Consider the following 24,381-nt stretch of genomic DNA (forward strand, 5'->3'; position numbering starts at 1 on the left):
TATATGAGTACTAAGGAAAGCTCTGTCGAGACGGCCGGTCAGGATGCCGTCGCAACCCTGAATAAGCGGACCGGGCGTAACTTGCCGCAGGCGGTAGCCACTGGCGCGCTTCTGGTGGTTATCATCCTGGCCTGCATCCTGGTGCGCATCGATGCATTCATTTACCTGATTGTGGTTTTCATGACCCTGGGGCTCTGGGAGCTGAGGGTGGACTTTGCCACGGCAGGCCTGCATATACCGGTGGTCGAGCTCTGGATCTGCTCGGCGGCCACCATGCTGGCCTCCTTCTATGCGCCGGACCATGTGGCGGTCATGACCGCCGGAGTTTTGGTCACTGCCTTGGTCGGGGTTCTTGCGGCCACCCGCAACCACCGCCTGGGCGGTCGGCTGGTCAAGGCAGTGAATGCCAAGTTGTCGGGCAAGGATGCGCAGACCATGGCCGATGCCTCCTATGGCACCACAGGAGGGGAGAGCCGGTCAAGCAGCCTGGCCAATGTGGGCGTTACCCTCCTGACCGTTGTCTATATCACCCTCCTGGCCTGTCTGATAACCCTGCCCACCACCTTCGGTGGGCATCCTGCCGCGCACGCCTTCATGGTGATTTTCCTGCCTGCCTTAAGCGACATTGGCGGACTTCTCTTTGGCTCGATCTTCGGCAAGCACAAGATCTCGCCCCGTATCTCTCCTGGCAAGTCGCTGGAGGGGCTGGCAGGTTCCATGCTCTGCTGCCTGGTCGGCGCCCTGGTCATCTTTGCGGCTACCTACCCCATGGCGGATTGGGGACGGATCTGGTGGGTCGCCCTGCTCATGGGCATCATGGTCGGAGCCACAGGAACTCTTGGGGATCTGAGTGCATCCTTGATCAAACGCGACCTGGGGATCAAGGACATGGGCCACCTGCTCAAGGGTCATGGGGGGGTCCTGGACAGGGTGGATTCCATCCTCATGTCCGCACCGTTCATCACACTGGTCCTTTTGGTCACTGGTCTGTGACCGGAATCGATTGCAAGCGTATATTCATAGTTTTGTCAGATTGAATAGCTGATACAGGATGAGGTAGAGGCATGACAGACGTCGATTTGGCCGGTGCCGAGCCTGAGACCGGCATCACCCCCGGAGGCAAGGAAGGAGTTTTCAGGGATGTTCTGGCGGCAGACCATGCCCGACGAGGCAAGCCGCCGCGCCACTTTACGGACATGGACGAGCAGGAGCGTCAGGAGGTCTGCGCTCAACTGGGCCTGCCGAAATTCCGTGTCTCTCAACTGGCCAACCATTACTTCAACCATCTGTCCACCGACCCGGACGACTTCACGGACTTTCCCGCGGCCAGCCGCCAAGATGCTGCACGCCTCTTCTTCCCTGAACTGATAACCCCGGTCGCTGTTCAGAAGGCGGATCAGGGGACCACCGTCAAGACACTCTGGGAGCTCTTCGACGGGTCCAGGATCGAGTCTGTGCTCATGCGCTACCCCTCCAGGGCCACCCTCTGCATCTCCAGTCAGGTCGGCTGCGGCATGGGCTGCCCTTTCTGCGCCACAGGTCAGCTTGGATTGACGCGGAACATGTCGACTGGTGAGATTCTGGAACAGGTCAGGACTGCCTCCCAGATGATGAGGTCCGGACAGGTTGCCGGAGGTCCAGGTCGTCTGAGCAATATCGTCTTCATGGGGATGGGCGAGCCCATGGGCAACTACCGGGCTGTCCTGTCCGCCGTCAGACAGATCAGCGCTTTGCCCCCCAAGGGATTCGGTATTTCGGCCAGGAACATCACTGTCTCCACGGTCGGCGTGGTCCCTGGCATCCGCAAGCTGGCCAAAGAGGGGATTCCTGTCCGTCTGGCCGTTTCACTCCATGCTCCCAGCGACAAGCTGCGCGACGAGCTGGTTCCCATGAACCGCCGCTTCAACACCGCCCAGGTCCTGGATGCGGCCCACGACTACTACCTGGCCAGCGGCAGACGGGTCAGCATCGAGTATGCCCTGATGCGTGGCATCAACGACCAGGCCGAGCATGCCCACCTCCTGGCCAAGCGCCTCAACCACTACGGGGACGACTGGGCGCACGTCAACCCCATACCCCTGAATCCTATTGAGGGGTCTCGCTGGACTGCCTCCAGGCCCGAGGATGAGCAGAGCTTCCTGGACATTCTCCACAAGGCGGGCATCACTGCAACCATGAGGGACACACGAGGATCGGACATCGACGGCGCGTGCGGGCAGCTGGCAGCCAAGGCCGTCAAGCTTCAGGCCTGATTCAGCATTTTGCAATGTTCATGCCATAGTGCGGACACGCTATGGTTTCCGGACACTGCAGAAGCTAAAGTCGTTACTCAAACAAATCGGTTCAGGCAGGGAGGCAGGTCGCATGACAGTAGCGGTTCGTGTCATTCCATGCCTTGATGTCGACCAAGGCCGTGTGGTAAAGGGCGTCCATTTTAAGAATTTGCGCGATGCGGGCGATCCGGTCGAACTGGCTTCCGTCTACTACCAACAAGGCGCCGACGAACTGACCTTCCTGGATGTGACCGCTTCGGGCATCGGGCGAGCCACCATGGTGGACCTGGTCAAGAGCACTGCCGATCAGATCTTTATTCCGCTGACCGTCGGCGGTGGCGTGCGCACCCCGCAGGATGTCGATACCCTCCTGCGGTCAGGCGCCGATAAAGTCGGCATCAACACGGCAGCCATTGCCAATCCGCTGGTCATCGGAGACATCGCCCAGCGGTTCGGCCGACAGGTTCTGGTGCTCTCGGTCGATGCCCGCCGATCTGATGCACAGGGCATTACCTCGGGATATGAGGTGACCACCATGGGCGGCCGCCAGTCTGCCGGCATTGATGCCATCGACTGGGTCAAGCAGGCTCAGGAGCTCGGAGCCGGTGAGATCCTCCTCAACTCTATGGATGCGGACGGGACCCGTCGGGGATTCGATCTGGAGATGATCGCCGACGTGCGCAAGGCCGTATCCCTTCCGCTCATTGCCAGTGGCGGAGCAGGCAAAGCCGCCGATTTTCCTCCAGCTGTCAAGGCCGGGGCCGACGCGGTCCTGGCAGCTTCCGTCTTCCATTTTGGACAGGTGTCCGTCAAGGATGTCAAGCAGGCGCTCCATGCGGCCGGGTATCCGGTTCGATGGCAGGCCTAACCATTCCCGCAGACAATTTCGGCACTGCAAGGTGCATGGCTTTTACAGGCCCGTTGGCAGCCATCGTGAAACCATACCCATACGAAGACAATCAACCGACAAGGTCATGTCGGACAATTCAGCTGAACCAGTTGGATGAATATAAGGAGGATGAGGATCAATGCCACAGTCTTCGAAGGACCAGGAAGTACGTTTGAATCCGGTCATAGCAGCCAGGCTCAAGAAGGATGCCAAGGGACTTGTGGCCGCTGTGGTCCAGCAGTATGACAGCCATCAGGTGCTCATGGTCGGGTACATGGATGAGGAGGCCTTGAGACGCACCCTGACCACGGGCAGGGTCACCTTCTGGTCCCGCTCCAGGCAGGAATACTGGCGCAAGGGAGATACCTCCGGGCACGTCCAATACGTCAAGGGCGTCAGCATCGACTGCGACGGGGACGCGTTGCTTATCGAAGTCGACCAGGTGGGAGCGGCCTGCCATACCGGACACAGGTCCTGTTTTGAAGCCGGAGGACCCTTGCCAGCGGTGCAAGGCAACCGTACGCAGGCACAAATGCGGAGCGAGGAAGGGTAATCCAGTGCAGAAAAACGCTAAGGTTGTGGCAGGGAACACACAGGAAACTGGAGGGAAGGGCTCTATGACCGTCTTGGATGAACTGGTGGCCGGCGCCGTAGAGGATGCAAGGAGCCGGGTACAGAAGATTCCCTTGGAAAGCCTCAAGCAACAGGTCAGGAGCATGAAGCGCAAACCCCTGGACACTGCGCGACTGCTCAGGGAGAGTGTCGGCATTCCAATCATCGCGGAAATCAAGCGTGCCTCGCCCTCTAAGGGGTACCTTGCCGACATCAAAAACCCCGCCGCCCTGGCCCGGCAGTATGCCAACGGGGGCGCTTCGGCCATATCGGTCCTGACCGAGGGCAGGCGCTTCCTGGGGTCTTTGGAGGATCTGCGGCAGGTCAGACAGGCCGTGGGCATTCCCGTGCTCAACAAGAACTTCATTGTTTCTGACTATCAGGTCTGGGAGTCCAGGGCCAACGGAGCGGATATGATCCTGCTGATTGTCGCTGCCCTGGATGACACCCGCCTCAAGCACCTGCTCGACCTAGCCGGGAGCCTAGGCATGACCGCCCTGGTCGAAACGCATGATCGCCAGGAGATCGAGCGGGCCATCGCGGCCGGTGCCAGGGTGATCGGCATCAACGCCCGGAATCTGAAGGACCTGAATGTTGACGTTGACCAGTATGCCCGGCTGGCTTCCAACCTGCCCAAGGATGTGGTCAAGGTGGCCGAGTCCGGAGTGTTTGGCACGGTCGAGTTGGAGCGGTACGCCCGTGCCGGGGCCGATGCGGTTCTGATAGGAGAAGGCCTGGTCACCTCCCAGGATCAGGAGGGTACCGTCCGCCTGCTGGTTCAGGCTGGTCACAGTTTCAAGGCCGCCGAGGCAAGGCCCCTGTCGACCCATGACGGTCCCTATTTCGGCCCCTATGGCGGACGTTTCGTACCTGAGGCCCTGGTTGGCGCCCTTGACGAGCTGGAGCGGGTCTACAAGGAGGCCAAGGCTGATCCGGCCTTTCGTGAGGAGTTGAACAGACTCAACAGGGTCTATGTGGGGCGCCCCTCGGCTCTGACGCCAGCTCCCAGGTTCGCCAAGCTGATCAGCGATCGGGTCGGCGGCCAGGTCAGGGTCTTCCTGAAGCGGGAGGATCTGAATCACACTGGTGCCCACAAGATCAACAACGCCTTGGGTCAGGGGCTTCTGGTCAAACGTATGGGCAAGACCCGCGTCATCGCGGAGACCGGCGCCGGTCAGCACGGTGTGGCCACGGCTACGGTCTGCGCTCTCCTGGGCTTCAAGTGCCGAATCTACATGGGGCAGATCGACGCCCGCAGGCAGGCCCTGAATGTAGCCAGAATGAGGATGCTGGGAGCCGAAGTCGTCGAAGTGGCCACCGGGACCAGAATCCTCAAAGATGCCATAAACGAGGCCCTGCGCGACTGGGTGACCAACGTGGAGTCCACACACTACCTGCTGGGCACGGTGGCCGGCCCCCACCCCTTCCCGACCATCGTCAGGGACTTTCAGAAGGTCATCGGTGAAGAGGCTTCCGCACAGCTTTCCGCATACGGCATCGACCATCCCGACGGGGTTGTGGCCTGTGTCGGCGGAGGCTCCAACGCCATCGGCATCATGAACACCTTCCTGGACGATCCCAGGGTCTCCCTTTATGCATACGAGGCCGGCGGAGACGGACCCAGCTCGGGCAAGCACGCCATCCGCCTGTCGCCAGGCACAGGACAGGTCGGCGTCTTCCAAGGGGCCAAGTCCTATCTGTTGGAGGACGACCAGGGCCAGACCATGGATACCTACTCCATCTCCGCCGGCCTGGATTACGCCTCGGTTGGACCTGAGCACGCCTGGCTGCACGACATGGGCCGGGTCAAGTATGACTATGCGACTGATCAGGAGGCCATGCAGGCTTTCAGTGACCTCTGCCGGACCGAGGGCATCATCCCTGCCCTGGAGTCCTCGCACGCCCTGGCTGGAGCCAGCAAGGCGGCCACCGACCTTCTGCGCAGGGGAATCAAGAATCCTGTCATTCTGATCAACATCTCAGGCAGGGGCGACAAGGATGTAGCCACGGCGGGCAGGTGGTTCAGGTACCTGTCCGAGCAGGAGGCCAGCGATCTGGAAGCCCAGGCCGGGCACAGCAAGAGCGATCAAGCAGAAGAGGAGGTCCGATGATGGTCAACCAGCAATGGCAATGGCAGAAAGCCCCCGTCCGGCCCGCTCAGCCAAGGGGGGTCAGCCGCACGCCCAGCCCGTTGGCGTCCACTTTGCAGGCCCTTCGCCAGCAGGGCAGGCCGGCATTCATCGGTTACTTCCCCTACGGATTCCCCGACGTGCCCACATCCTTGGAGGCCATGCGGGTCATGGTGAAAAGCGGGGTCGACATCGTCGAGATAGGACTGCCATACAGCGACCCGGTCATGGATGGCCCGGTCATCCAGGCAGCCAGCAAGTGCGCCATCGACAATGGCGTCAAGGTCGAGGGTGTCTTCGATGCTGTCCGTCAGGTCCAGGCAGATGGCGCAAGGGCACTGGTCATGAGCTACTGGAATCTGATTCTGCATCGCGGGGTAGCTGATTTTGCGCGGCGCATGGCCGAGGCCGGCGGGTCCGGGCTGGTCACCCCGGATCTAATTGTCGACGAATCCGGGGAATGGATAGAGCAGTCAGATCGGTATGGCCTTGATCGGGTCTATCTGGTCTCGCCAGACTCCACCGATGCGCGTCTGCAGCTCACCTCACGCGCTGCCAGGGGCTTCGTTTATGCGACCTCCCGGATGGGCGTCACCGGGGAACGAGCCAGCATGTCCACCTCTGCCCAGAACTTGGTGGCGAGGGTCAGGCTTGCTGGCGCCCCTTATGTATGCGTAGGCATCGGGGTTTCGACCGCCCAGCAGGCCTCCCAGGTCGGCGCATACGCGGATGGGGTCATCGTCGGCTCGGCCCTGGTCCACTGTCTTCTGGATGACGAGGGCAGGCCGCGGAAGGACCGCAGAAAGGCGCTGGAAATCCTGTCTGAGGTCTGCTCCGACCTGCGTTGGGGCATCTCCCAGGCCAGGAAGTGAATGGTGCTGTAAGGCCCAGGGGCTAGATTGGGGCTTTATGACGCTTGCCTACATTCCATCGCCGGGAATATCCAGTTTTCAACTGGGGCCGGTCACTATCAGGTTCTATGCACTGACCATGCTCCTGGCCATCATCGTGGCTGCCTGGATCACGGCCAGGCGCTGGAAGAAGGAGGGTGGCCGGACCGACCAGATTCTGGACATCGCCATCTGCGCAGTACCGGCCGGTATCGTCGGCGCAAGGCTCTACCACGTCATCACCACCCCTGAGCGGTATTTCGGAGCTAATGGCAACCCAGCAGACATCCTGCGCATCTGGCGCGGAGGCCTGGGCATCTGGGGTGCAGTTCTCCTGGGAGCTCTGGCAGCCTGGGCCTGGTGCCGCCACAAGAATTACCCGACCGCCCTGCTGGCCGACAGCGTGGCTCCTGCCCTTCTGGTGGCCCAGGCCATCGGGAGGCTGGGCAACTGGTTCAACCAGGAGCTCTACGGGGCTCCCACCATGCTGCCCTGGGGACTGAAGATCGATGCGGCAGGTTCCGCCATCGGCAGTAGCGAACAGTGCTATGACGGGGCCACCTGCCCGACCGGCACCCTCTTCCAACCCACATTCCTGTATGAGATGATCTGGAATCTAATCGGCGCGGCCCTCCTGGTCTGGATCGGTCACAAGGCGGTGAACGTCCTCAAGGCCGGCTCCCTCTTCGCCCTGTATGTCATGTGGTACACACTGGGGCGCACCTGGATCGAGGCCCTTCGCATCGACTTCGCCCACGAATTCCTCGGGGTCAGAGTCAACGTCTGGGTGTCCATGACGGTCTTCTTCCTGGCGGCTGCAGCCTTCGTCCTCATAGCGCGCAAGGGCAAGCCGACCTCCCTGCTGTCAGAAAAGCTGAGGACCATCACCGAACTCGAGGTGCGTCAGGAATCCGAAGCCCAGAACAAGTAGGGCAGGGTCGGCCACCCAAGGATCGGGACCTGTGCAATTGAGCCACAAACCGGTGCCGCCGGTCTTCCGTACAACATAGACTAATCTCCATGAGCATTCAGATAGCACCCAGCATTCTTTCCGCCGATTTCGCCAACTTGGAGCGGGATCTCAAGGCTATTGCCAATGCCGATATGGTCCACGTGGACGTGATGGACCACCACTTTGTTCCCAACTTGACGCTTGGCGAGCCTGTGGTGGAGCGCATCTGCCAGGTGACCCACCTGCCGGTGGACGTCCATCTGATGATCGAGGACCCAGACCGCTGGGCTCCTGAATTCGCCAAGTTGGGTGTAGCCTCCGTCACCTTCCACACCGGGGCCGTCCATGCCCCGGTCCGTTTGGCCCGCCAGCTGCACGACATGGGGGCCAAGGCCTGCCTGGCCGTGCGCCCTGCCGAGCCTGTTGAGCCGATCTTCGATATTTTGAATGAGTTTGACATGATTCTGGTCATGACCGTGGAGCCAGGCTTCGGCGGCCAGCAGTTCCTGGACAATCAGATGCCTAAGACCCGCCGCCTGCGTGACCAGATAACCGCCCGTGGCCTCAAGACCCACATCCAGGTGGATGGCGGGGTAAGCCCCACTACGGCCCCCATCGTGGCAGAGGCTGGAGCCGATGTCCTGGTGGCAGGCTCCGCGGTCTACGGCGCTGACGACCCGGCCAAGGCCATTGACCAGATCAGGCAGGCCGCACAGGTAAGCTACAAGGACTGACAGGTTTTGCAGGAAGAATGGAGATAGCCAGATGAAGACCTTCGATGGGTTGTTTGCAGAGCTCACAACCAAGGCCATGGAGCGCCCAGAAGGATCCTTGACTGTTGCCGAGCTGGACAAGGGCACGCATTTCATCGGCAAGAAGATCAATGAAGAGGCCGGGGAGACCTGGATCGCCGCTGAATACGAGGGCAAGAAGCGGACGGCCGAAGAGATGAGTCAGCTGCTGTATCACATCCAGGTCATGATGATCGATCGGGGCATCACCCTGGAGGATGTCTACAGGTACCTGTGACTCTCAATCCCATCCCGCTGTAGATTCGCTTCCGCGATTAGGAGGTTGGCCGTGTTGAAGGTCGCGGTGCCCAATAAAGGCATGTTGTCCCAGCCCGCATGGAGGCTGCTGTCAGAGTCTGGCTACCGTCTGCGTTCCAACGACCGGCAGTTGGTCGTTGATGACGTGGACAACGGCATCCAGCTCTTTTACTTAAGGCCCAACGACATAGCTGTCTATGTCGGCCTGGGGACCATCGATCTGGGCATCACGGGGCGCGATCTTCTGCTGAACTCTGGCACCGGGGCTGTAGAAGTCATGCAGCTTGGATTCGGCGCGTCCGCCTTCAGGTTCGCCGCTCCGGGGACTAGCTCCATTAGGACCTTGCAGGACGTGGACGGCAGGCGGATCGCCACCACTTTCGACCGACTTCTTGAGGACTACCTGACAAGCAAGGGGCTCAAGGCCGAACTGATCCACCTGGACGGGGCAGTGGAGTCGTCAGTCCAGCTGGGAGTAGCCGACCTGATCGCCGATGTGGTCTCGACCGGCACCACCCTGCGCAATGCCGGGCTTCGGGTTTTCGGCGATCCCATTCTGAAGTCGGAGGGGATTCTCATCAGGTCGCCCCGCCTGGATCCGAATGATGAGCGGCTAGCGGTCATGTCCCGCAGGTTGGAGGGCGTGCTGACAGCCCGTCGCTATGTACTGATGGATTACGACATCCCGGTCGAGCGTGTAGCCATGGCTGTAGGCATCACGCCCGGGTACGAGTCGCCGACAGTCTCCTCCCTGCACGACAAGCAGTGGGCGGCTGTCAGGGCCATGGTCCCCAGGGACCAGGTGAACAACCTGATGGACCGTCTCTATGAGATCGGTGCGCGTGCCATCCTTGTAACAGCCCTTCAAGCTTCTAGAATGTAGTCGGATGGCACTGATCGATCGAATTTCACGCAGCAGGTACAGCCCTGAGCCGCGTTCCGTGATTCTCACTGTACCGAATCTCATCAGCCTGCTCCGCATCCTATCCATTCCTCTTATCGCCTATCTGGTGGCCAACCGGCATCTGATCATCTCCCTGGTAGTGATGCTGATTTCGGCCCTGTCAGACGGTGTGGACGGGATCATTGCCCGCAGGTTCAACCAGGTCAGCAAGCTGGGGCAGATCCTGGACCCGGTGGCCGATCGTCTGCTCATTCTCTGCTCCGTCCTTGCCTTGAGCATCGCCTCCATCCTGCCCTGGTGGCTTCTGGCCCTCGTCGGTGCTCGGGATGTGCTCATGGGCCTGCTGGTTCTGGCGCTGGCCCAGCACGGCTATGGCCCTCTACCGGTCCACTTCGCGGGCAAGACCGGGACGGCCGTGCTCATGCTGGCCATACCTGCCCTGATTTTTGCGGATGTGGGCACGTCGGCCTTCTTCCGCTTCTTCCATCTGGTGGCTCTTGCGGCTGTGATCTGGGGTGTGGCGCTCTACTGGTTGGCCGGGCTGATCTACGCACGTCAGGGCATCGGACTGCTTTGCCAGGACCGTCAGGACGGTCATCATGACTGAGCCGCAAATGATGCCTGAATCCTTCCCTGTGCCGCCCGACCGTGCCCTGATTCACCGCCGGGCGGCTTTTTCGCATTCCACTGCTGGTTTGGAGCGCCACTATGTGGATCAGGAAAGTTCTGAGCCTGCCCAGGAGTCCACACGTCGGCGCATGGCCGATGAGTCCCTGAGGCTGATCGATGATCTGACCAACCGCCCCATGGATCCCATGTTCGAGGATGCCCGCCTGTTGCCCGCTGAGCGCCGATCACCGCTGAGCGTCTGGGTGAACAGGATCCTGGTCTTCGTCATCTGTGTGCTGGTCGGATTGGCCGGCACTGGCATAGTTCAGGTGCTGCACCGTGATCCGCGTCAGAAGGTGCGCGAAAAGCTGATTACCCAGGTAGAGGCGGTCAGCAAGCGTGCCAATGACCTTAACGGGCAGATTTCTGACCTCAACGGCAATATCGACACGCTTTCGGATCAAGTGGGCGGCCAAGGCCAGAACAGCACCCAGACGGCCGACGATCTGACCAACGGCACCAGCAGGGTGCAGGGCCAGGGCATCGCCATCACCCTGGCCAACCCCATAGCCTCCAAAGATGCCCAGGACAATGCTGATCAAATCAAACTGGTCACCGACCAGGACCTGCAGTGGTTTCTGACCAAGCTCTGGTCTGCGGGGGCCGAGGCCATCGCCATCAACGGCAATAGAATAGGAACGCAGACCTCCGTGCGCACGGCTGGCCAGACCATCCTGGTGGGGACCGCCTCCATCGAGGCACCATACAAGATCGAGGCTATCGGCGATCAGAGCGCCCTGTCTGATCTGATGGCCCGAAGCGATCTGCAAAGCCGCCTGCGTGACATGAAGAATGCGAACATAACCGTCAATGTGAACAAGCAGCGGCGTCTCAGCCTGAATGCTGTAGGTCTGCCTAATCTGTCCTATGCCGGAAGGAGTCATTGACATGTCGGCAATTCTCGGCCTGATCCTGGGCGTGGTGGCGGGCATATTGCTCAAGCCCGACATTCCCATCGTCCTGCAGCCCTATCTGCCCATTATGGTGGTGGCAGCCTTGGATGCATTGATGGGCGCGGTCCGTTCCTACTTCGAGCGCAGCTTCTCGGACCGGGTCTTCGTGGTCTCCTTCATCTCCAATGTGATCACCGCCACTCTTCTGGTCTTCCTGGGCAATCAGCTGGGTGTGGGCTCCCAGCTGTCCACGGCCGTCATCGTGGTCCTAGGCATCCGCATTTTCTCCAACGTCTCCGCTATTCGACGTTTCATTTTCAAGGGGTGAGCATAATGAGACACACCCTCATCAGGAAGAAGCGCGATGAACGGATGCCCGAGAGCATTCCGCCCAGGCGGCCTGGGCGGGTCAGGGCTCCATCCGACGATACGCAGACCGGCGCTTTCCCGGTGGTTCGTCGGCGGCCTCTGCGCACACTCAACTCCAATGCCACCCGGGTCAGGCTGGTCACCAGCGTCCTGGTGGCCCTTATGTGTGCGCTGCTGGGCTTCGGGTATGCCGTCCAGGTGCGCAATAACCAGTCCTCCTACCAGAGCCTGTCCGAGGAAGAGCTGGTGCGGGTGTTGGATGAGACCAGCAATCAGGTTGACAAGCTGGAAGAGCGCAAGAGCCAGCTCAACCAGCAGCTGACCTCCATCAAGTCTGCCGCCGACAAGCAAAAGGAGGCCGCCCGCATCTCCCAGCAGAACGAACAGAGCAGCGGCATCCTGTCCGGACGGCTGCCGGCCCAGGGCAGGGGAGTGGTGGTGACAGTCACCGAAGACAGCGACCGTGTGGATGCCTCGACCATGTTCAACCTGATCGAGGAGCTGCGCAATGCCGGGGCTGAGGTCATATCCTTCAATGATGTCCGGGTGGTCACCAACACCTATCTGCTGGATACCCGCACCGGCCTGCAGTGCGACCATGCCAAGTTGCACAGCCCCTACGTAGTCAAGGCCATCGGAGACCCGGACAGCCTGCAGAATGCCATTCAGATAGCCGGGGGAGTGGGCTCGCGGATCAAGGTGCAATTCCATGCATCCGTTTCAGTGGACCAGTCCGATAGTGTCAAAATCGACCAGGTTCGACGCGTGCAGGACTATCAGTATGCAAAGCCTGTAGAATAGGCAATTATGACAGAACCTATTCCCACTGCAGGCGAGACGACTATCATCGGCATGCCGGCCCTGAATATTCCAGTCACCTCCAACGGTGACCGTCCACTGACCAAGGACGACCTGGAGACCATGGCCCGATTGCCCGAGGGTACGGCCCTGTTGATCTCTACCAGGGGAGCGGTGTCGGGATCACGCTATCTGCTGGACGAGGATCAGGTCAGCGTGGGCCGAGATCCAAAGGCGGACATTCTGTTGGACGACTCAACGGTCTCCCGGGCACACGCTATATTTGTACGGACCGATCATGGCTTCCGGGTTGAGGATACTGGCAGTCTCAACGGTACTTACGTCAACCGTGAACGCGTGGACCAGGCAGACCTTCACAACGGCGACGAAATCATGATCGGCAAGTTCAGGCTGGTCTACTTCGATAATCGGGCAGTCATCTCCAAAAGCTGATAGGGGGCATGGCATGGCCGATGAGATGCCGACGCTGGTCCAGGGTGAACTCTTTTCGCCTGAGCAGGCCGAGGGCACGACCCGGGGCTATCGGGGAACGGTCGCGGCCAAGGTGGCTAGCATCACCTATCGGCAACTGGATTATTGGGCCCGAAAACGGATTGTAGAACCATCAATCAAGGCCTCGCATGGCTCAGGCTCCCGCAGGCTCTATTCCTTCAAAGATGTGGTCATTTTAGCCGTCCTCAAGCGGCTTCTGGATGCCGGTGTCAATCTGGTCAACGCTACGAGCACCGTGGCTTATCTTGAGCGTCGAACCGTGGGTCAGCTTGAGCATGTGACCGTGGTCTGTGACGGTGATCAGGTCACCGAATGCTCAGGCGCGGATCAGGTCTTTGGGCTGATGCAATCCGGACGTGCAGTTTTTGCTATCTCCGTGGGCGCTATCTGGCATCGTATGGATCTGGAGCTGCAGACCTGCGACCATGTGGATTTGACTACCGGACAGCTGACCCCAGGCTTGCCTGAGCAGCCTATTGACGAGCTGACGGCTATGCGCCTGCGCCAGCGTCTGGAGCACCAGCATGAGCAGCGTCAGCGGGCTGCATGAGCGGCCATGTGCGGCATAAGCAGGGGAGAAAAAAATAAGTAATTTGACATAACGTACATTATCGGCCTATTCAGTCAGGATTTCGGTTTTGCTGGTTTCCAGCGTTTTGTTCATAGTCATTCTATTAACACTGACGTTGCAATAGCACAGCTGCATTAACAAGCGGTTTGTCAATTGCATAGGGCCGCCCAGGTGATTTCAGGTGGCCCCAGAAGTCATTTTGCTCGGGCTCAGTGCTGAATCTGATCGTTATCCTGACCTAGTCGAAGTAATTCTCGGCAGCTTGGCACATTTGGCCGACCTGGTCGATGACTCGATAGCAGCCGTGAGATTCCAGCTCTCCGGGTTCGGCATAGCCCCAGCCGCATCCTAGGCAGTCCAGACCGGTTTTCAGCGCTCCATCAGCATCAGTCCAGCGGTCACCGACCATGAGTGCTCGGTCTCCAAGTTTTGCATTGAAGCCAATCTGCCCAAGTGCATAGGTGATGACCTGGGCCTTGGTGATCCTGGTGGAGTCCTTGCTTGCGCCATAGACGCCATCAACCAGTGGTGCCAGTCCGAAGTGGTCGCATACCGGCAGTGCCTGGTACTCTGGTTTGCAGGTGGCCACAGCCAATGTCAGACCATGTTTGTGCATACGACTCAGCTGTTCGGGGATGCCGTCGAAGACGGTGGCGAGCAGACGTCCAGGAATGTATTGGCCAGGATGCTCCGGATCCTTGAATGCTGCCATCTCGCTGTAATAACGCCGGTAGATCTGTACGCCCTTATCGACGTCTTCCTCCCTGATGCCGTTGTGGCGCAAGGATACTCCGATAGCTGGTCCGATGAATCGTCTGAGCTGGCTCTCATTGGGCACAGGATGACCAAGCTCTTTGAAAGTCTGTACCACAGAGGCGATAATGCCCGGATGCGAGGCGGTCAGGGTGCCGTCCAGATCCAGCAGAACCAGGCGGCGCGGTGATTTACTCATAATCGGGGAACCATCCTTCTCGGTGCATTTTCAGGCGCTTGTCCAGTACGGCCTTGAGCTCGTCCTCGGACCGGCGCTCCAGCAGCATGTCCCAGTGGGTCCTGGTCGGTTTGCCGGTTTTGCCGGACTCCTGCTCGTCATGCCCCTCGAGTTGAGCGATCTGCCCGCAACGGCACTCCCACTCCTGCGGCACCTCAGCGCCCTCAGCCAGCGGCAGAATGGTCCGATGGCCCTTGGGGCAGATGTAGGCGACCTCGCTGCGTGCCGCGAAATCCACATTCTGATCGGATTCCAGGGACTTCGCCCCGATACTCATGCCGCGAAGACTGCGCTCTGCCATGATTCCTCCATACTCGTGTCCGTCACTGCCTCCAAGCTACAGAACAGTGTTGACCTGAAACTTATTCCCTGTCTGCGGCCGTGTTCACTCCACGCCCGTATAAGCCACAATGCCACGATTGACCTGGTCGGCGGCGATGCTGGCGGTTCTGGCAAGGTGATGCCCTCCCCTGCCCAGGTAGTGTTCGACCTGAACGATCTGGGTGAGCACATCGGACAGGCGCTTGGCATTGCGCACAAAGTCCCCCGCCGTCAGATCGCTGTCGCGCAGGATGGTGGTCAGCGAGTCGCCACAGGCCCAGTCGTAGATGGTCGGCCCCAAGCCAAAGTCGAGTTCCGGGGGCAGTTCCAATCCAGCCTGATTGCAGCGTTCCTGCACTTGGGACCACTGACGTTTCATATCCTCCATGGCCTCAACCAGCCTGTGAGCCCGGTATCCGGCCCTCTCCCCCGGCTGCTCCCCCACCCCACGGCGAGATTCGTAGACTAGTCCGGAGACTGCGGCTGCCAGCTCGGCGGGCTCCAGATCATTGAGGATGCCCCGATCAAGGATCTCTGCAAGACTCAGATCCTGCTCGCTGTAAATGCGCCGGAGCAGCTGGCCCTTCCGGGTCAGTCGGCAGACGTCTGGGTCCATAGGCCGGGTGTAGCACAGGTCAGCCAGAATCTGGCAGATCCTGTCGAACTGTCGTGAGACTGACCCTGTTTTGGACTCGTACTGTTCCCGGGTGCGCTGCAGCTCCTTATCCATGCGGATCCATCGGTTCCCCCAGCACAGATGCTTGGGCAGGTCAGGGCACTGGCGGCAGGGATGGTTGCGCTCCTGCTCACGCAGCTGGTCGATATGCCGGTCAAGGTCGCAGAATGCCCGGTTGCGGGCCTTCTCGCTGGTGAATCGTTGCCGTTTCAGTCGGCGGCGATCGTTTTTCTGGGCCGAAGAGAGGGCCGCACGGATACGCATGAACTCGATCAGATCGCCACGGTTGCATTGAGCAGCTTTCCGGTAGTCCTCCAGGCCGCTGGTCAGGGTCTCGATGCGCTCCTCCAGCTCGGAGGCTGATCGGTTGGCCTCCCACTGGGCAAAGGAGTGGTCCAGGGTGTCTCGGGCACGCGTGTAGCTGGATGAGTTGAGCAGGTTGACGGCCATGTTGAAGGTGGGCCGGAAGCTGGAGTGCAGCGGGTAAACCCTCCGGCTGGACAGCGCAGCCATGGTCTTGGGGCTGAAGTCCCGGTGGTCGACCACCACTACATGACCAATGTCGTCGATGCCGCGCCGGCCGGCTCGACCGGTCAGCTGGGTGAACTCGCCAGGCGTAAGAGCTACATGGCCTGTCCCGTCGAATTTCTCCAGCTTCTCGACCACCACGCAACGGGCGGGCATATTGATGCCCAAGGCCAGGGTCTCGGTGGCGAAGACCACCTTGAGAAGTCCTAACTCGAACAAGTGTTCGACTATCTGCCGAAAGAGAGTGACGACGCCGGCATGATGGGCGGCGAAGCCCTGCTCCAGAGCGAAGCGGAACTGGGCGAATCCCAGCGCTTTGAGATCCTCCTTGCTGAGCTGGCCGGCTGCCATGGAGTCCACGATGTGCCGTATGCGGCGGGCTTCCTCATCGGTGGTCAGCTGCAGCCCTGCTCGGATGCACTGCTGGACGGCCTGGTCGCAGCCGGTGCGCGAGAAGATGAAGTAGATGCCGGGCAGCATATCCATGAAGTCCAGCTCATCGACCACATCGGCCCGGCTTGGTCGATACCGCTCCCCTGTTCGCCGCTCCGGTCTGCCGCCCCGGCCATGACGGTGGTGGTGCCCCTGGTCGCGGGCCTGGGCGCGCTCCTGCCCAGCCTTGTCCAGCTGGGCCAGCCTGGAGACCAGACGCGGGTTGATCTTTGGGGTCTGCCGTCCTGAACCGTCATGCCGATACAAGTCCAAGATCTCGGGCTCGGTGTGCCTGTCGGCCTGGACCAGGACATGCTGTTCCAGCGGCACGGGCCGTCGCTCGGAGACCACCAGATGGGTGCGTCCGCGCACTGAGGAGATCCAGTCGGAGAACTCCTCCACGTTGGACACGGTGGCCGACAACCCCACGATTCGGGTTGAAGCCGGAAGATGGATGATGACCTCTTCCCAGACGGGCCCCCGGAAACGGTCGGCCAGATAGTGGACCTCATCCAGGATCACGTATTTCAGGGCCATCAGGGTGGAGGACTGCTCGTAGAGCATGTTGCGCAGGACCTCGGTGGTCATGACCACGATGTCCGCCTCGGAGTTGATGGAGGTGTCGCCGGTCAGCAGCCCCACCCGGTCCTCGCCGTATCGGTCGACCAGGTCATGGTATTTCTGGTTGCTCAGCGCCTTGATGGGGGTGGTGTAGAAGGTCTTGACGTTCTGTTCCTGGGCCAAAAATACTGCGAAGTCAGCCACGATGGTCTTGCCGGCGCCGGTCGGAGCGGCCACCAGGACGTTGTCGCCATCCTCAAGGGCGGTGATGGCCTCCAGCTGGAAGTCATCCAGGGGGAAGGGCAGCTTGGACTGAAAGCGTGCGGGAGCCCCGGTCATGCGCTTGCGGTGACGACTGAAACGGGCGTAGCGTTCCGCCGGCCCCGGTTCGGATGCTGTTGAATCCTGTCCGTGGTGACGATGACCTGACATGTTCCTCCAAGAACTACTTATTGAACTGCTTCCACCGCCGCCAGGTGCGGCCGTGGTTCCTCCTGCGCTGCTCCTTGCGCTGCAGGACCAGAGCATGGGCCTGGCTGTATCGCTCGGTTGACTGCGACAGGGGCAGGGCGAAGGCCGGACCCTCGGTCCTATCCGTTGCTTGGGACCGCCCTGCTGCCGGGGGTTGCGGCATGTGACGGTTCAGATCGTCCGAGACCCGCCCTATGGAGCGGCTGGCTGCCATGGCGTGGCGGATGGCGTAGACGGCTCCCCCGATCAGCATGGCCAGCATGAAGATCACTAAAAGGATCCAGATCCATCCAGGCATGTGACTCCTCTCCGACCGGGGCTAGTGCCGGTCCTGCTCCTTGTCGTGGGCGTCACTGATGGTGATCTCGCGTTGGGCGCGGGCCAGGATCATGGTGCGCAGGGTCTTGGGCGCCACTGCGGTGATGTGCTTGGCGTGGGCGATGCAGAAGGCTACGAACCAGGAGTCCGAGGAGACGGTCAGGTGGACTTTCTGCCCGGATCCGCAGGGCTCCACCGAGGCGCCCGGCAGCGACTTGATGTAGGGCAGATCCGGCCGGTCGGTAATGAAGACCGCAGCCGTGCCGTTGTCGAAGGACCACTTGCGTAGCTCGCCGACCGGCACATCCGGGAACTCCACCTTGTGGCTGGGCTTGACGATGGTCGCATGTTCGATTCTGGCTATTCGCAGAACCTGCCACTGCCGGTTGCGCCCGGTGCCCTGCTTGAGGTGACGGCTGGAATCCGAGGGAGCGTCTGCAGCCTCGGTGCCCTCTGCTGCATCGCCGATATCGGTCCAGGCGGCGACATAGTAGACGCCCTCATCCACAAAGATCTTGGCAGGGGCCACAACCTTGCGGCGGGTCCTGCCGGCAGCGTCCGTGTACTCCATGTCCAACAGGGACTCGGTCTTGATCGCCCGGCGGACCACCGAGAAACTCTTGGGTTCGGTCTCATACCCGGTAAGGGAGAGCCAGGGTGTCTCGCCCGGCCCAACATGCGTGCGCAGACGCTGATAGAGCGACTCGGCCTGGCTGCGGGACTGCTCGGGCAACAGGGGCGAATGGGCCAGGTAGTTGAGCGAGGCGGTCAGCATGCTCAGGTATTGGGGTGAAATGCCGGCCAGTCGCTCCAAGCCTAGTGAGTTGGTGGCCGAGACGATGCCGCTGTCGTCCAGCAGGGACCAATCGATGTCGAAGAACTGGCTACCAGCCATCTCACCGTCGTCCGAGACCGTGGTCAGGGTGTTGATGTCCTTGTGGATGGTGTTGACGTACTTGCGCAACTCTTCCTTGCTGTTGGGGTGGCCGATGAAGCGCTCGGCCAACTCGGCCAGGGAGAACTCCTCGCCCAGGTGTGCGGACAGGAAGAGCATGAGCCGCAGGCGGCGGTCCACCTCGGACCCGGTCTGGAAGGAGGATGCGCTGGCTCGGCGGGCGTGACGAAGGTCGGTATCGTCGTCGCTTAGGTCGGTGGCGAAATGCTCAACGCTGGTCCGAGCAATCTCCGGGGAGATGACCGTTGCCGCACCGGGGCTCTGCGACTCGTCGGCCAGCTTGAAGCGGGCGGCTGCATCCAGACGGCGCCGGAAGGCATCTGCGGCCTCCTGCGGGCTGACGATGGAGGCATCGGGGTGCTCCAGGACGAACATGGCCAAATCGTCCGAATCGGCATAGGCTACATTCAGGTTCTCTCCGTCCACGTCCACTGTGGCGGCGAAGCGTCGCGAATCGATGACCTTGACCAAATCGTCGGGAATGCGCTGGGTACCCAGTCCCGGAGCTATGGAGTCCAGACCCAAGCCAGGGATGGGCACTTGCGGCACGCGGGGCGTGGTGCGTGAGACCGGTCGGGTCGGCTCCTCACAGGCCTCCTGGGACATGGCAATGGATCGCGCAAGGTAGTTGGCCGCGGCCAACACCGGCATGTCCTCCTGGTTGAAGTGCATGCGAATGCGTGGTTCATCCCCCAGCTGCAGACGGTAGGAGGCGAAATCCTGCCCCTCGGACTTGGAGGAATACTCCGGCTGCCGGGATTCGATGGCTATGCCCATGGCCGCCAGCTTGGCCCGGTCACGCTGGAACTGCTTGGCAAACGCGGCCTTGGCAGCCTGATCTGCCAGCTCGCCATAGGAGTCGGCATAGGCCTTGACCCGCTGTGCTATCTGTCGTGAGGTAAGCCATTGCGGAAAAGCGGACGATAAGACGGCTAGGACATCAAGTTCATGCTTGCCCCACTTATCCGAAAAACGCCGTCTTCCGTTCGTGCCTTCTGCCATCAGTCCTCGCGTATCGTTAAAATTTTGCATATCAGTGCGCCTAACGCACATCTAACTATCATAGATTGATTTTGGGGGCTGTGGGAGCCAAACATCCAAATACGGTACCATTTCTTGACAGGCTGAACGCTGCTGCACCTGGCCCTAGATCCACTCGTCGGGTTCGATCCCCTGAGGCCCCACATACTGGCCGTTGGGCACGTATGATGAGCGTCCCTGGTCGCGCAGATGGGCATCCGCATACAAGGCCACATCCCTGCCAAAGGTCCAGTCCCCTTCGATGGTGACCGAGTTGGCAGCCGCCAGGCTGGGAACCCCGTAGGGGAATCGTTCGTCGAAGTCGGCGATGTACTTGTAATAGCGCTCATCCAGCTGGACGTTGGGGAAGTCGTAGTTGCCGTCCTCCATCTCGTAGGAGTCGGTCAGATGGAAACGGTCGGAGCGCATGATGAACAGGTCGTCAGTGGTCTTGACCGGCAGGAAGCGCATGCGGTCCACCTGCACGCAGATGGCTCCTTCGAAGAGCGAGGCGGCAGAGCCCATGGCAGTTTCCAACTGCACCACGGGACGGGTGGAAGGATCGGTGGGATCGACGGTCTTGCGGTTCTCGATGATGGGCAGGGGCAGCACGCCCTTGTATTGGGCCAGCTTGTCGCGAAGGGCGTCGACCCTGACCCAGATGCTGTTGGTGTTGAAGTAGGGGTGTTTGCGGATGGACATGGCCGAGCTGCGGTCATGTGGATCCACCTGGGACATCTCCCGTAGGATGAGGTGCCCAGTAGCCTTGTCGATGACGATGTGGCCGCCTTTGCGGTCGGCGTCGGTCCGCTTGGCTACCTCGATCATGAAGGGCGCTCCAGACTGTGCGAAATAGCCGGCCAAGGTCCTTGAAGGCCGGGCGCCCAGGTTGTCGGAGTTGGAGATGAACAGGTAGTCGATCCCCTGCTCCTTGAGTATGTCCAGCAGTCCGGTCTCCCAGATGGTCGAGAAGATGTCGCCGTGGCCGGGAGGGCACCATTCCAGATCGGGCTTGGCTGGGAAGTCGACCGGGCGGCCGGTGTCGGCGTCGATCTTGGGCTCGATGTGCTGAATGATCTCCATGGGCACATCATTCTGGACGAAGCGGCGGTCCTGCCTGACGACCCGCATGGTGTCTCGCGAGGTGCGGAAGGAGTTCATGAAAATCAGCGGCAGCGGCACCCCCAGGCGTTTTCGGGCCGTCAGCACCTGGCCCATGATGATGTCCAGGAAGCGCATCCGACGGGCCTTGTGGCGGCGGATGGGCAGCAGGGACTTGGCCTTCTCCAGGCCCATAGAGGTGCCCAGCCCACCGTTGAGCTTGATGAAAGCGGTGCGGGAGAACGCGTCCAAGGCCATGTCCATGTCCATGGAGTCGTGGATATCTTTGGTGCGGGGCACGTCCTTGAGCGGGGCGACGTCCTTCTCGCGCACACAGGCCTTGGCATCTCCCCGTTCCCAGGTTTCGTAGAGGTGCTGGAACTGGCTGATGGAGACTTCGCTCATGCCCCTCTCGCGCATCTTCGCGGCCGAAAGGTCGAAAACGTCTGTGCTCATGAAACCCCTTCCGGGCTGGGACGACTTGCGGCCGACGCGGGTTGCGCCGACCGTCCAAGATCATGATAGCAAGTTGATCATGTGGCCTGGCTTGTCTGGACCCGTCTGCCGGGACTCGCCGGACCGTTGTCGACCCCGCTACCCTGTGCTACTATCTCTACTCGGTGCTGATGCACCGTCGGGCCGTAGCGCAGTTTGGTAGCGCACTTGACTGGGGGTCAAGGGGTCGCGGGTTCAAATCCCGCCGGCCCGACGAAGATATTGGGGTTGCTGTCTCTCGGAGTTCCCTATCGTTTATCTTGCTCGGGGTCGCTAGGGAATATCACTGCTTCTTCTATTACTCACACATCCGGTGTGACAAATTGTGTCGCTAAGCATTGTTGGTATTTTGGATATTAAGTTGTGGTATCTCACAATCTTGCAGAGTCGGGTATATAATAGTCATCGCTTCTCTCTCTATCTGCGTGCCAAAGGCAGCATTTAACGGGCATGAAACCAGCAATTTGTAACTATTATTCACGAAATCCGAATTCATCCCAAATGGCGAAGCCGACAGTTGCGAAGGATAGTGTCCTGCGTACTCGCTCGACAGATAGCTTTAGGACACATGTCCGGTGAAATTCCCGCATTGTTGCGAAAGATTCCATAGAGGCGAAAACGGGTTCCTGCGTGGGGATTATGTTGCTAGCTGGGTTTGTGGATTGGTGTTTTCTTGGATAGTCGTCGGGTTCCTCGGTCAAAACGGGCCTGCAGGTCCGGAGCCGTGTCGATCCTTCCTGCAGAACCGTCCTGATTTCCTGGTTTCGGGCAGGGGGGGGGGCTGTTCGGCGATACGGGCAGATCCTGTATCTGGTGATGATGGCGTCCTCCGCATGCGTCGCGTTGTGCCAGGGCAAAAAGAGGTGTCTGGTAAATCTGGTTTGACAATGCGAAACCAGCCCCTAATAATGTAGCAAGCTACATTATGAAAGGTGGGCCATGGCAACTTTTGCCCTATCGGAGCACAGACCTGAAGGTCTGATAAAGATCGCCAACACACTGTTGGAGAAGCAGATGAACGAACTCATTTCAGCTATCCTTCCTGAACTCACCGGACCGCAGTTCGTCATCGTCTACTACCTCTATGAGCATCCCGAATGGACGATACGGCAGAAGGACGTAGCGGACAGGTTCTATCTGAGCCACCCGACGGTCAGAGGTATGGTGAAACGGCTGATCAGCGCAGGTTGGCTGACCGTCGGAAACGCGCAGGGTGACCGTCGTCAGGTGGTCCTCAACCTTACAGACAAGGCCAGATGCTCCATACGTCAGCAGGAAAGACGGATTCTTCGGGCCTTGGACACCACTACGGGCATGGCCCTCAGCGGATTCAGCGTCCGCGAACGACAGACTCTGGAAGCACTGCTGAGGCGAGTCATTGACAATATGAGCGAAATGAGCAGGCATGGAGGAGATGCATGATCAGCATGAGGACAGGCACAGACGGTGCTGGCGGATCCGAAGCAGGCAGGAACGGCAAACGCACTCGGATGATGGCCGTCCTGCTTGCCGGGGCCTTTCTCTCGCTGATGGCCGAGACCTTCCTGAACAATGCGCTGCCAACCATCATGAAAGATTTCGCAGTCTCCCAGTCCACGACCCAGTGGCTCAGCACTGCCTATCTGCTGGTCGTGGGCCTGATGATCCCCATATCGGCTTGGATATTCTCCAGCTTTCAGTCCAGAACCACCTATATGGCCATGATGGCCGTTTTTCTGCTGGGTTCCCTGGTCTGTGTCTTTTCCACAGGGCATTTCGCGCTCCTGCTGACGGGCAGGATCATCCAGGCCGCCGCAGCAGGCTCGCTCATGCCCTTCATCCAGAATGTGGTGCTCTTGCTTTTCCCGCCCGAGCGTCGCGGACTGGCGCTGGGGGTGGTCGGCCTGGTCGTGGCCCTGGGCCCCACCGTGGGTCCCACCTTGTCCGGTTTCATTCTGCAGCATTGGTCCTGGCGCGCTCTGTTCATCCTTCTGGCTACGGTCAGCATGCTCGTGCTGCTCGCCGCCTTCTTCTTCGTATACACGGTCAACCAGCCGCGGAAGGCAGAGCTTGATCTGGTTTCGGTAATCCTCTCCTGCCTGGGATTCGGCTGTCTGCTCTATGCCCTGTCGGCCATCGGCGACACGGGCCGGTTCTCCCCCATCACCATCGCACTGCTCCTGGCCGGCCTGGTCGTCATCTGGCTCTTTTGCCGCCGTCAGCTCTCCATGGAGCACCCACTTGTGGACCTGCGCGTGTTCAGTTCGGGCGTATTCACGCTGACGACCCTGCTCAGCACCTTGAGCAACATCTCCATGGTGGGAATCGAGCTGGTACTCCCCCTCTATCTGCAGAACAGCAGAGGGTCAAGCGCCCTGACATCCGGCCTGGTCATGCTTCCCGGCGCCATCGTCATGGGCATTTTCAATCCGCTTTCAGGCGGACTCTATGAGCGCATAGGCGTCAGGCGCATATCCCTGTTGGGCTACGCGGTCCTGGCCATCGGAACCCTGCCCATGGCCTGGTTCAGCACCAATACCGGGCTTATCGAGATCGCAGCCTGCTATGCCGTGCGGATGGCAGGCATCTCCCTGGTCATGATGACCACCTTTACCGAAGGCATCAATGCCCTGCCCCCAAGACTGACCGCAGACGGCAACGCAGTGGCCTCCACGGTAAGACAGATCGGCGGTTCTCTGGGGACGGCAGCCGCCATGATGATCGTCACCCTGGCAAGTGCCCGCCCTGCCGATGGGGCGGGCAGGGCGGTCGCCTTGGGTCGGGGATATCACTGGGCCTTCGTCTGTATGATCGCTGTGGCTCTGATCGGACTATGCTCCTCCTTCGCCCTGCGACGGAGGCGATCAATAGCTTGAGCGCCGTGGAATCTGGAGACAAGGGGCCTGCCTCTTGCCAGACCATCATCGCCGCTCTTAAGTGATCTGAGTGTTGTGGCTCGGTTAGTTGATGCGGTGACCAGATGCGCGGAAAGTAACTGCTGATGTCGATGGGGACCGTGACA

23 protein-coding genes, 1 tRNA gene and 2 pseudogenes are annotated in these 24,381 nt (G+C 60.3%); 19 read left to right on the plus strand and 7 right to left on the minus strand.

The genetic code is table 11. The features are described 5' to 3' along the window. Positions 1–3 precede the first annotated feature (3 nt). The 16 genes from GYM67_RS04310 to GYM67_RS04385 all read left to right on the plus strand — a co-directional run bounded on the left by GYM67_RS04310 (position 4) and on the right by GYM67_RS04385 (position 13,490). Positions 4–993: a phosphatidate cytidylyltransferase gene (locus tag GYM67_RS04310; RefSeq protein WP_220237277.1), complete on the plus strand. Its 990-nt coding sequence runs from the start codon at positions 4–6 to the stop codon at positions 991–993. Between the two features lie 71 nt (positions 994–1,064). Next, the gene (gene rlmN, locus GYM67_RS04315) at positions 1,065–2,252 is read left to right on the plus strand and encodes a dual-specificity RNA methyltransferase RlmN (RefSeq protein ID WP_220237278.1); all 1,188 of its coding nucleotides are present in this window, start codon (positions 1,065–1,067) and stop codon (positions 2,250–2,252) included. Positions 2,253–2,364: 112 nt separating this feature from the next. Beyond that, positions 2,365–3,141, plus strand: coding sequence for an imidazole glycerol phosphate synthase subunit HisF (gene hisF / locus GYM67_RS04320; RefSeq protein WP_220237279.1), 777 nt, complete (start codon positions 2,365–2,367; stop codon positions 3,139–3,141). Between the two features lie 160 nt (positions 3,142–3,301). Beyond that, positions 3,302–3,715 (plus strand): phosphoribosyl-AMP cyclohydrolase, encoded by a 414-nt coding sequence (gene hisI, locus GYM67_RS04325; protein ID WP_220237280.1) that lies wholly within the window; start codon positions 3,302–3,304, stop codon positions 3,713–3,715. Positions 3,716–3,779: 64 nt separating this feature from the next. Next, on the plus strand, positions 3,780–5,885 hold the full coding sequence (gene trpB / locus GYM67_RS04330) for a tryptophan synthase subunit beta (protein WP_220237281.1): 2,106 nt from the start codon (positions 3,780–3,782) through the stop codon (positions 5,883–5,885). Beyond that, a complete protein-coding gene (trpA, locus tag GYM67_RS04335; protein ID WP_220237405.1) occupies positions 5,885–6,775 on the plus strand; it encodes a tryptophan synthase subunit alpha in 891 nt (296 codons plus the stop codon). The genes trpB and trpA overlap by 1 nt, the downstream gene beginning before the upstream one ends. 37 nt (positions 6,776–6,812) lie before the next feature. Next, the gene (lgt, locus tag GYM67_RS04340) at positions 6,813–7,724 is read left to right on the plus strand and encodes a prolipoprotein diacylglyceryl transferase (protein WP_220237282.1); all 912 of its coding nucleotides are present in this window, start codon (positions 6,813–6,815) and stop codon (positions 7,722–7,724) included. A gap of 89 nt (positions 7,725–7,813) precedes the next feature. Further along, positions 7,814–8,479, plus strand: a complete 666-nt coding sequence (rpe, locus tag GYM67_RS04345; RefSeq protein ID WP_220237283.1) for a ribulose-phosphate 3-epimerase — start codon at positions 7,814–7,816, stop codon at positions 8,477–8,479. 31 nt (positions 8,480–8,510) lie between these two features. Next, on the plus strand, positions 8,511–8,774 hold the full coding sequence (locus tag GYM67_RS04350; protein ID WP_220237284.1) for a phosphoribosyl-ATP diphosphatase: 264 nt from the start codon (positions 8,511–8,513) through the stop codon (positions 8,772–8,774). A gap of 51 nt (positions 8,775–8,825) precedes the next feature. Then, entirely contained in the window at positions 8,826–9,677 is an 852-nt protein-coding gene (hisG, locus tag GYM67_RS04355; protein WP_220237285.1) for an ATP phosphoribosyltransferase, read from the plus strand. Positions 9,678–9,681: 4 nt separating this feature from the next. After that, the gene (locus GYM67_RS04360; RefSeq protein WP_220237286.1) at positions 9,682–10,305 is read left to right on the plus strand and encodes a CDP-alcohol phosphatidyltransferase family protein; all 624 of its coding nucleotides are present in this window, start codon (positions 9,682–9,684) and stop codon (positions 10,303–10,305) included. Then, on the plus strand, positions 10,298–11,254 hold the full coding sequence (locus GYM67_RS04365) for a DUF881 domain-containing protein (RefSeq protein ID WP_220237287.1): 957 nt from the start codon (positions 10,298–10,300) through the stop codon (positions 11,252–11,254). The genes GYM67_RS04360 and GYM67_RS04365 overlap by 8 nt, the downstream gene beginning before the upstream one ends. A gap of 1 nt (position 11,255) precedes the next feature. Then, the gene (locus tag GYM67_RS04370) at positions 11,256–11,588 is read left to right on the plus strand and encodes a small basic family protein (RefSeq protein ID WP_220237288.1); all 333 of its coding nucleotides are present in this window, start codon (positions 11,256–11,258) and stop codon (positions 11,586–11,588) included. A 5-nt stretch (positions 11,589–11,593) separates the two neighbouring features. Beyond that, positions 11,594–12,430, plus strand: coding sequence for a DUF881 domain-containing protein (locus GYM67_RS04375; RefSeq protein WP_258561575.1), 837 nt, complete (start codon positions 11,594–11,596; stop codon positions 12,428–12,430). Between the two features lie 6 nt (positions 12,431–12,436). Then, complete coding sequence (locus tag GYM67_RS04380) at positions 12,437–12,880, plus strand: FHA domain-containing protein (protein ID WP_220237289.1); 444 nt, start codon at positions 12,437–12,439, stop codon at positions 12,878–12,880. A gap of 13 nt (positions 12,881–12,893) precedes the next feature. Continuing rightward, a complete protein-coding gene (locus GYM67_RS04385) occupies positions 12,894–13,490 on the plus strand; it encodes a MerR family transcriptional regulator (protein WP_220237290.1) in 597 nt (198 codons plus the stop codon). Between the two features lie 259 nt (positions 13,491–13,749). On the opposite strand, the gene GYM67_RS04390 is transcribed toward GYM67_RS04385, so the two are convergent. From GYM67_RS04390 to GYM67_RS04415, 7 genes and pseudogenes are all read right to left on the minus strand, one after another. Then, entirely contained in the window at positions 13,750–14,463 is a 714-nt protein-coding gene (locus tag GYM67_RS04390; RefSeq protein WP_220237291.1) for an HAD hydrolase-like protein, read from the minus strand. Continuing rightward, complete coding sequence (locus GYM67_RS04395) at positions 14,456–14,803, minus strand: RNA polymerase-binding protein RbpA (RefSeq protein ID WP_220237292.1); 348 nt, start codon at positions 14,801–14,803, stop codon at positions 14,456–14,458. The genes GYM67_RS04390 and GYM67_RS04395 overlap by 8 nt, the downstream gene beginning before the upstream one ends. Before the next feature lie 84 nt (positions 14,804–14,887). Further along, positions 14,888–17,452 (minus strand): DEAD/DEAH box helicase, encoded by a 2,565-nt coding sequence (locus GYM67_RS04400; protein WP_220237293.1) that lies wholly within the window; start codon positions 17,450–17,452, stop codon positions 14,888–14,890. Positions 17,453–17,465: 13 nt separating this feature from the next. After that, positions 17,466–17,789, minus strand: coding sequence for a hypothetical protein (locus tag GYM67_RS04405; protein ID WP_220237294.1), 324 nt, complete (start codon positions 17,787–17,789; stop codon positions 17,466–17,468). Positions 17,790–17,810: 21 nt separating this feature from the next. Next, a pseudogene (locus GYM67_RS09390) lies at positions 17,811–18,908 on the minus strand (helix-turn-helix transcriptional regulator); the annotation flags it as partial. A 74-nt stretch (positions 18,909–18,982) separates the two neighbouring features. Then, a pseudogene (locus tag GYM67_RS09395) lies at positions 18,983–19,766 on the minus strand (helix-turn-helix transcriptional regulator); the annotation flags it as partial. A 144-nt stretch (positions 19,767–19,910) separates the two neighbouring features. After that, complete coding sequence (locus tag GYM67_RS04415; protein WP_220237296.1) at positions 19,911–21,341, minus strand: UTP--glucose-1-phosphate uridylyltransferase; 1,431 nt, start codon at positions 21,339–21,341, stop codon at positions 19,911–19,913. A gap of 179 nt (positions 21,342–21,520) precedes the next feature. Between GYM67_RS04415 and GYM67_RS04420 the strand changes: the two genes are divergently transcribed. From GYM67_RS04420 to GYM67_RS04430, 3 genes are all read left to right on the plus strand, one after another. Further along, positions 21,521–21,594, plus strand: a tRNA-Pro gene (locus tag GYM67_RS04420). A 725-nt stretch (positions 21,595–22,319) separates the two neighbouring features. Further along, positions 22,320–22,802 carry a MarR family winged helix-turn-helix transcriptional regulator gene (locus GYM67_RS04425; RefSeq protein WP_220237297.1) on the plus strand — a complete coding sequence of 161 codons (483 nt, stop codon included), beginning with the start codon at positions 22,320–22,322 and terminating at the stop codon, positions 22,800–22,802. Beyond that, positions 22,799–24,235: an MDR family MFS transporter gene (locus tag GYM67_RS04430; RefSeq protein ID WP_258561576.1), complete on the plus strand. Its 1,437-nt coding sequence runs from the start codon at positions 22,799–22,801 to the stop codon at positions 24,233–24,235. Before GYM67_RS04425 ends, GYM67_RS04430 begins: the two co-directional genes overlap by 4 nt. Positions 24,236–24,381: the final 146 nt, after the last annotated feature.

Origin of the sequence: Bifidobacterium asteroides (assembly GCF_019469425.1) — a bacterium.
Lineage (GTDB): Bacteria > Actinomycetota > Actinomycetes > Actinomycetales > Bifidobacteriaceae > Bombiscardovia > Bombiscardovia asteroides_I.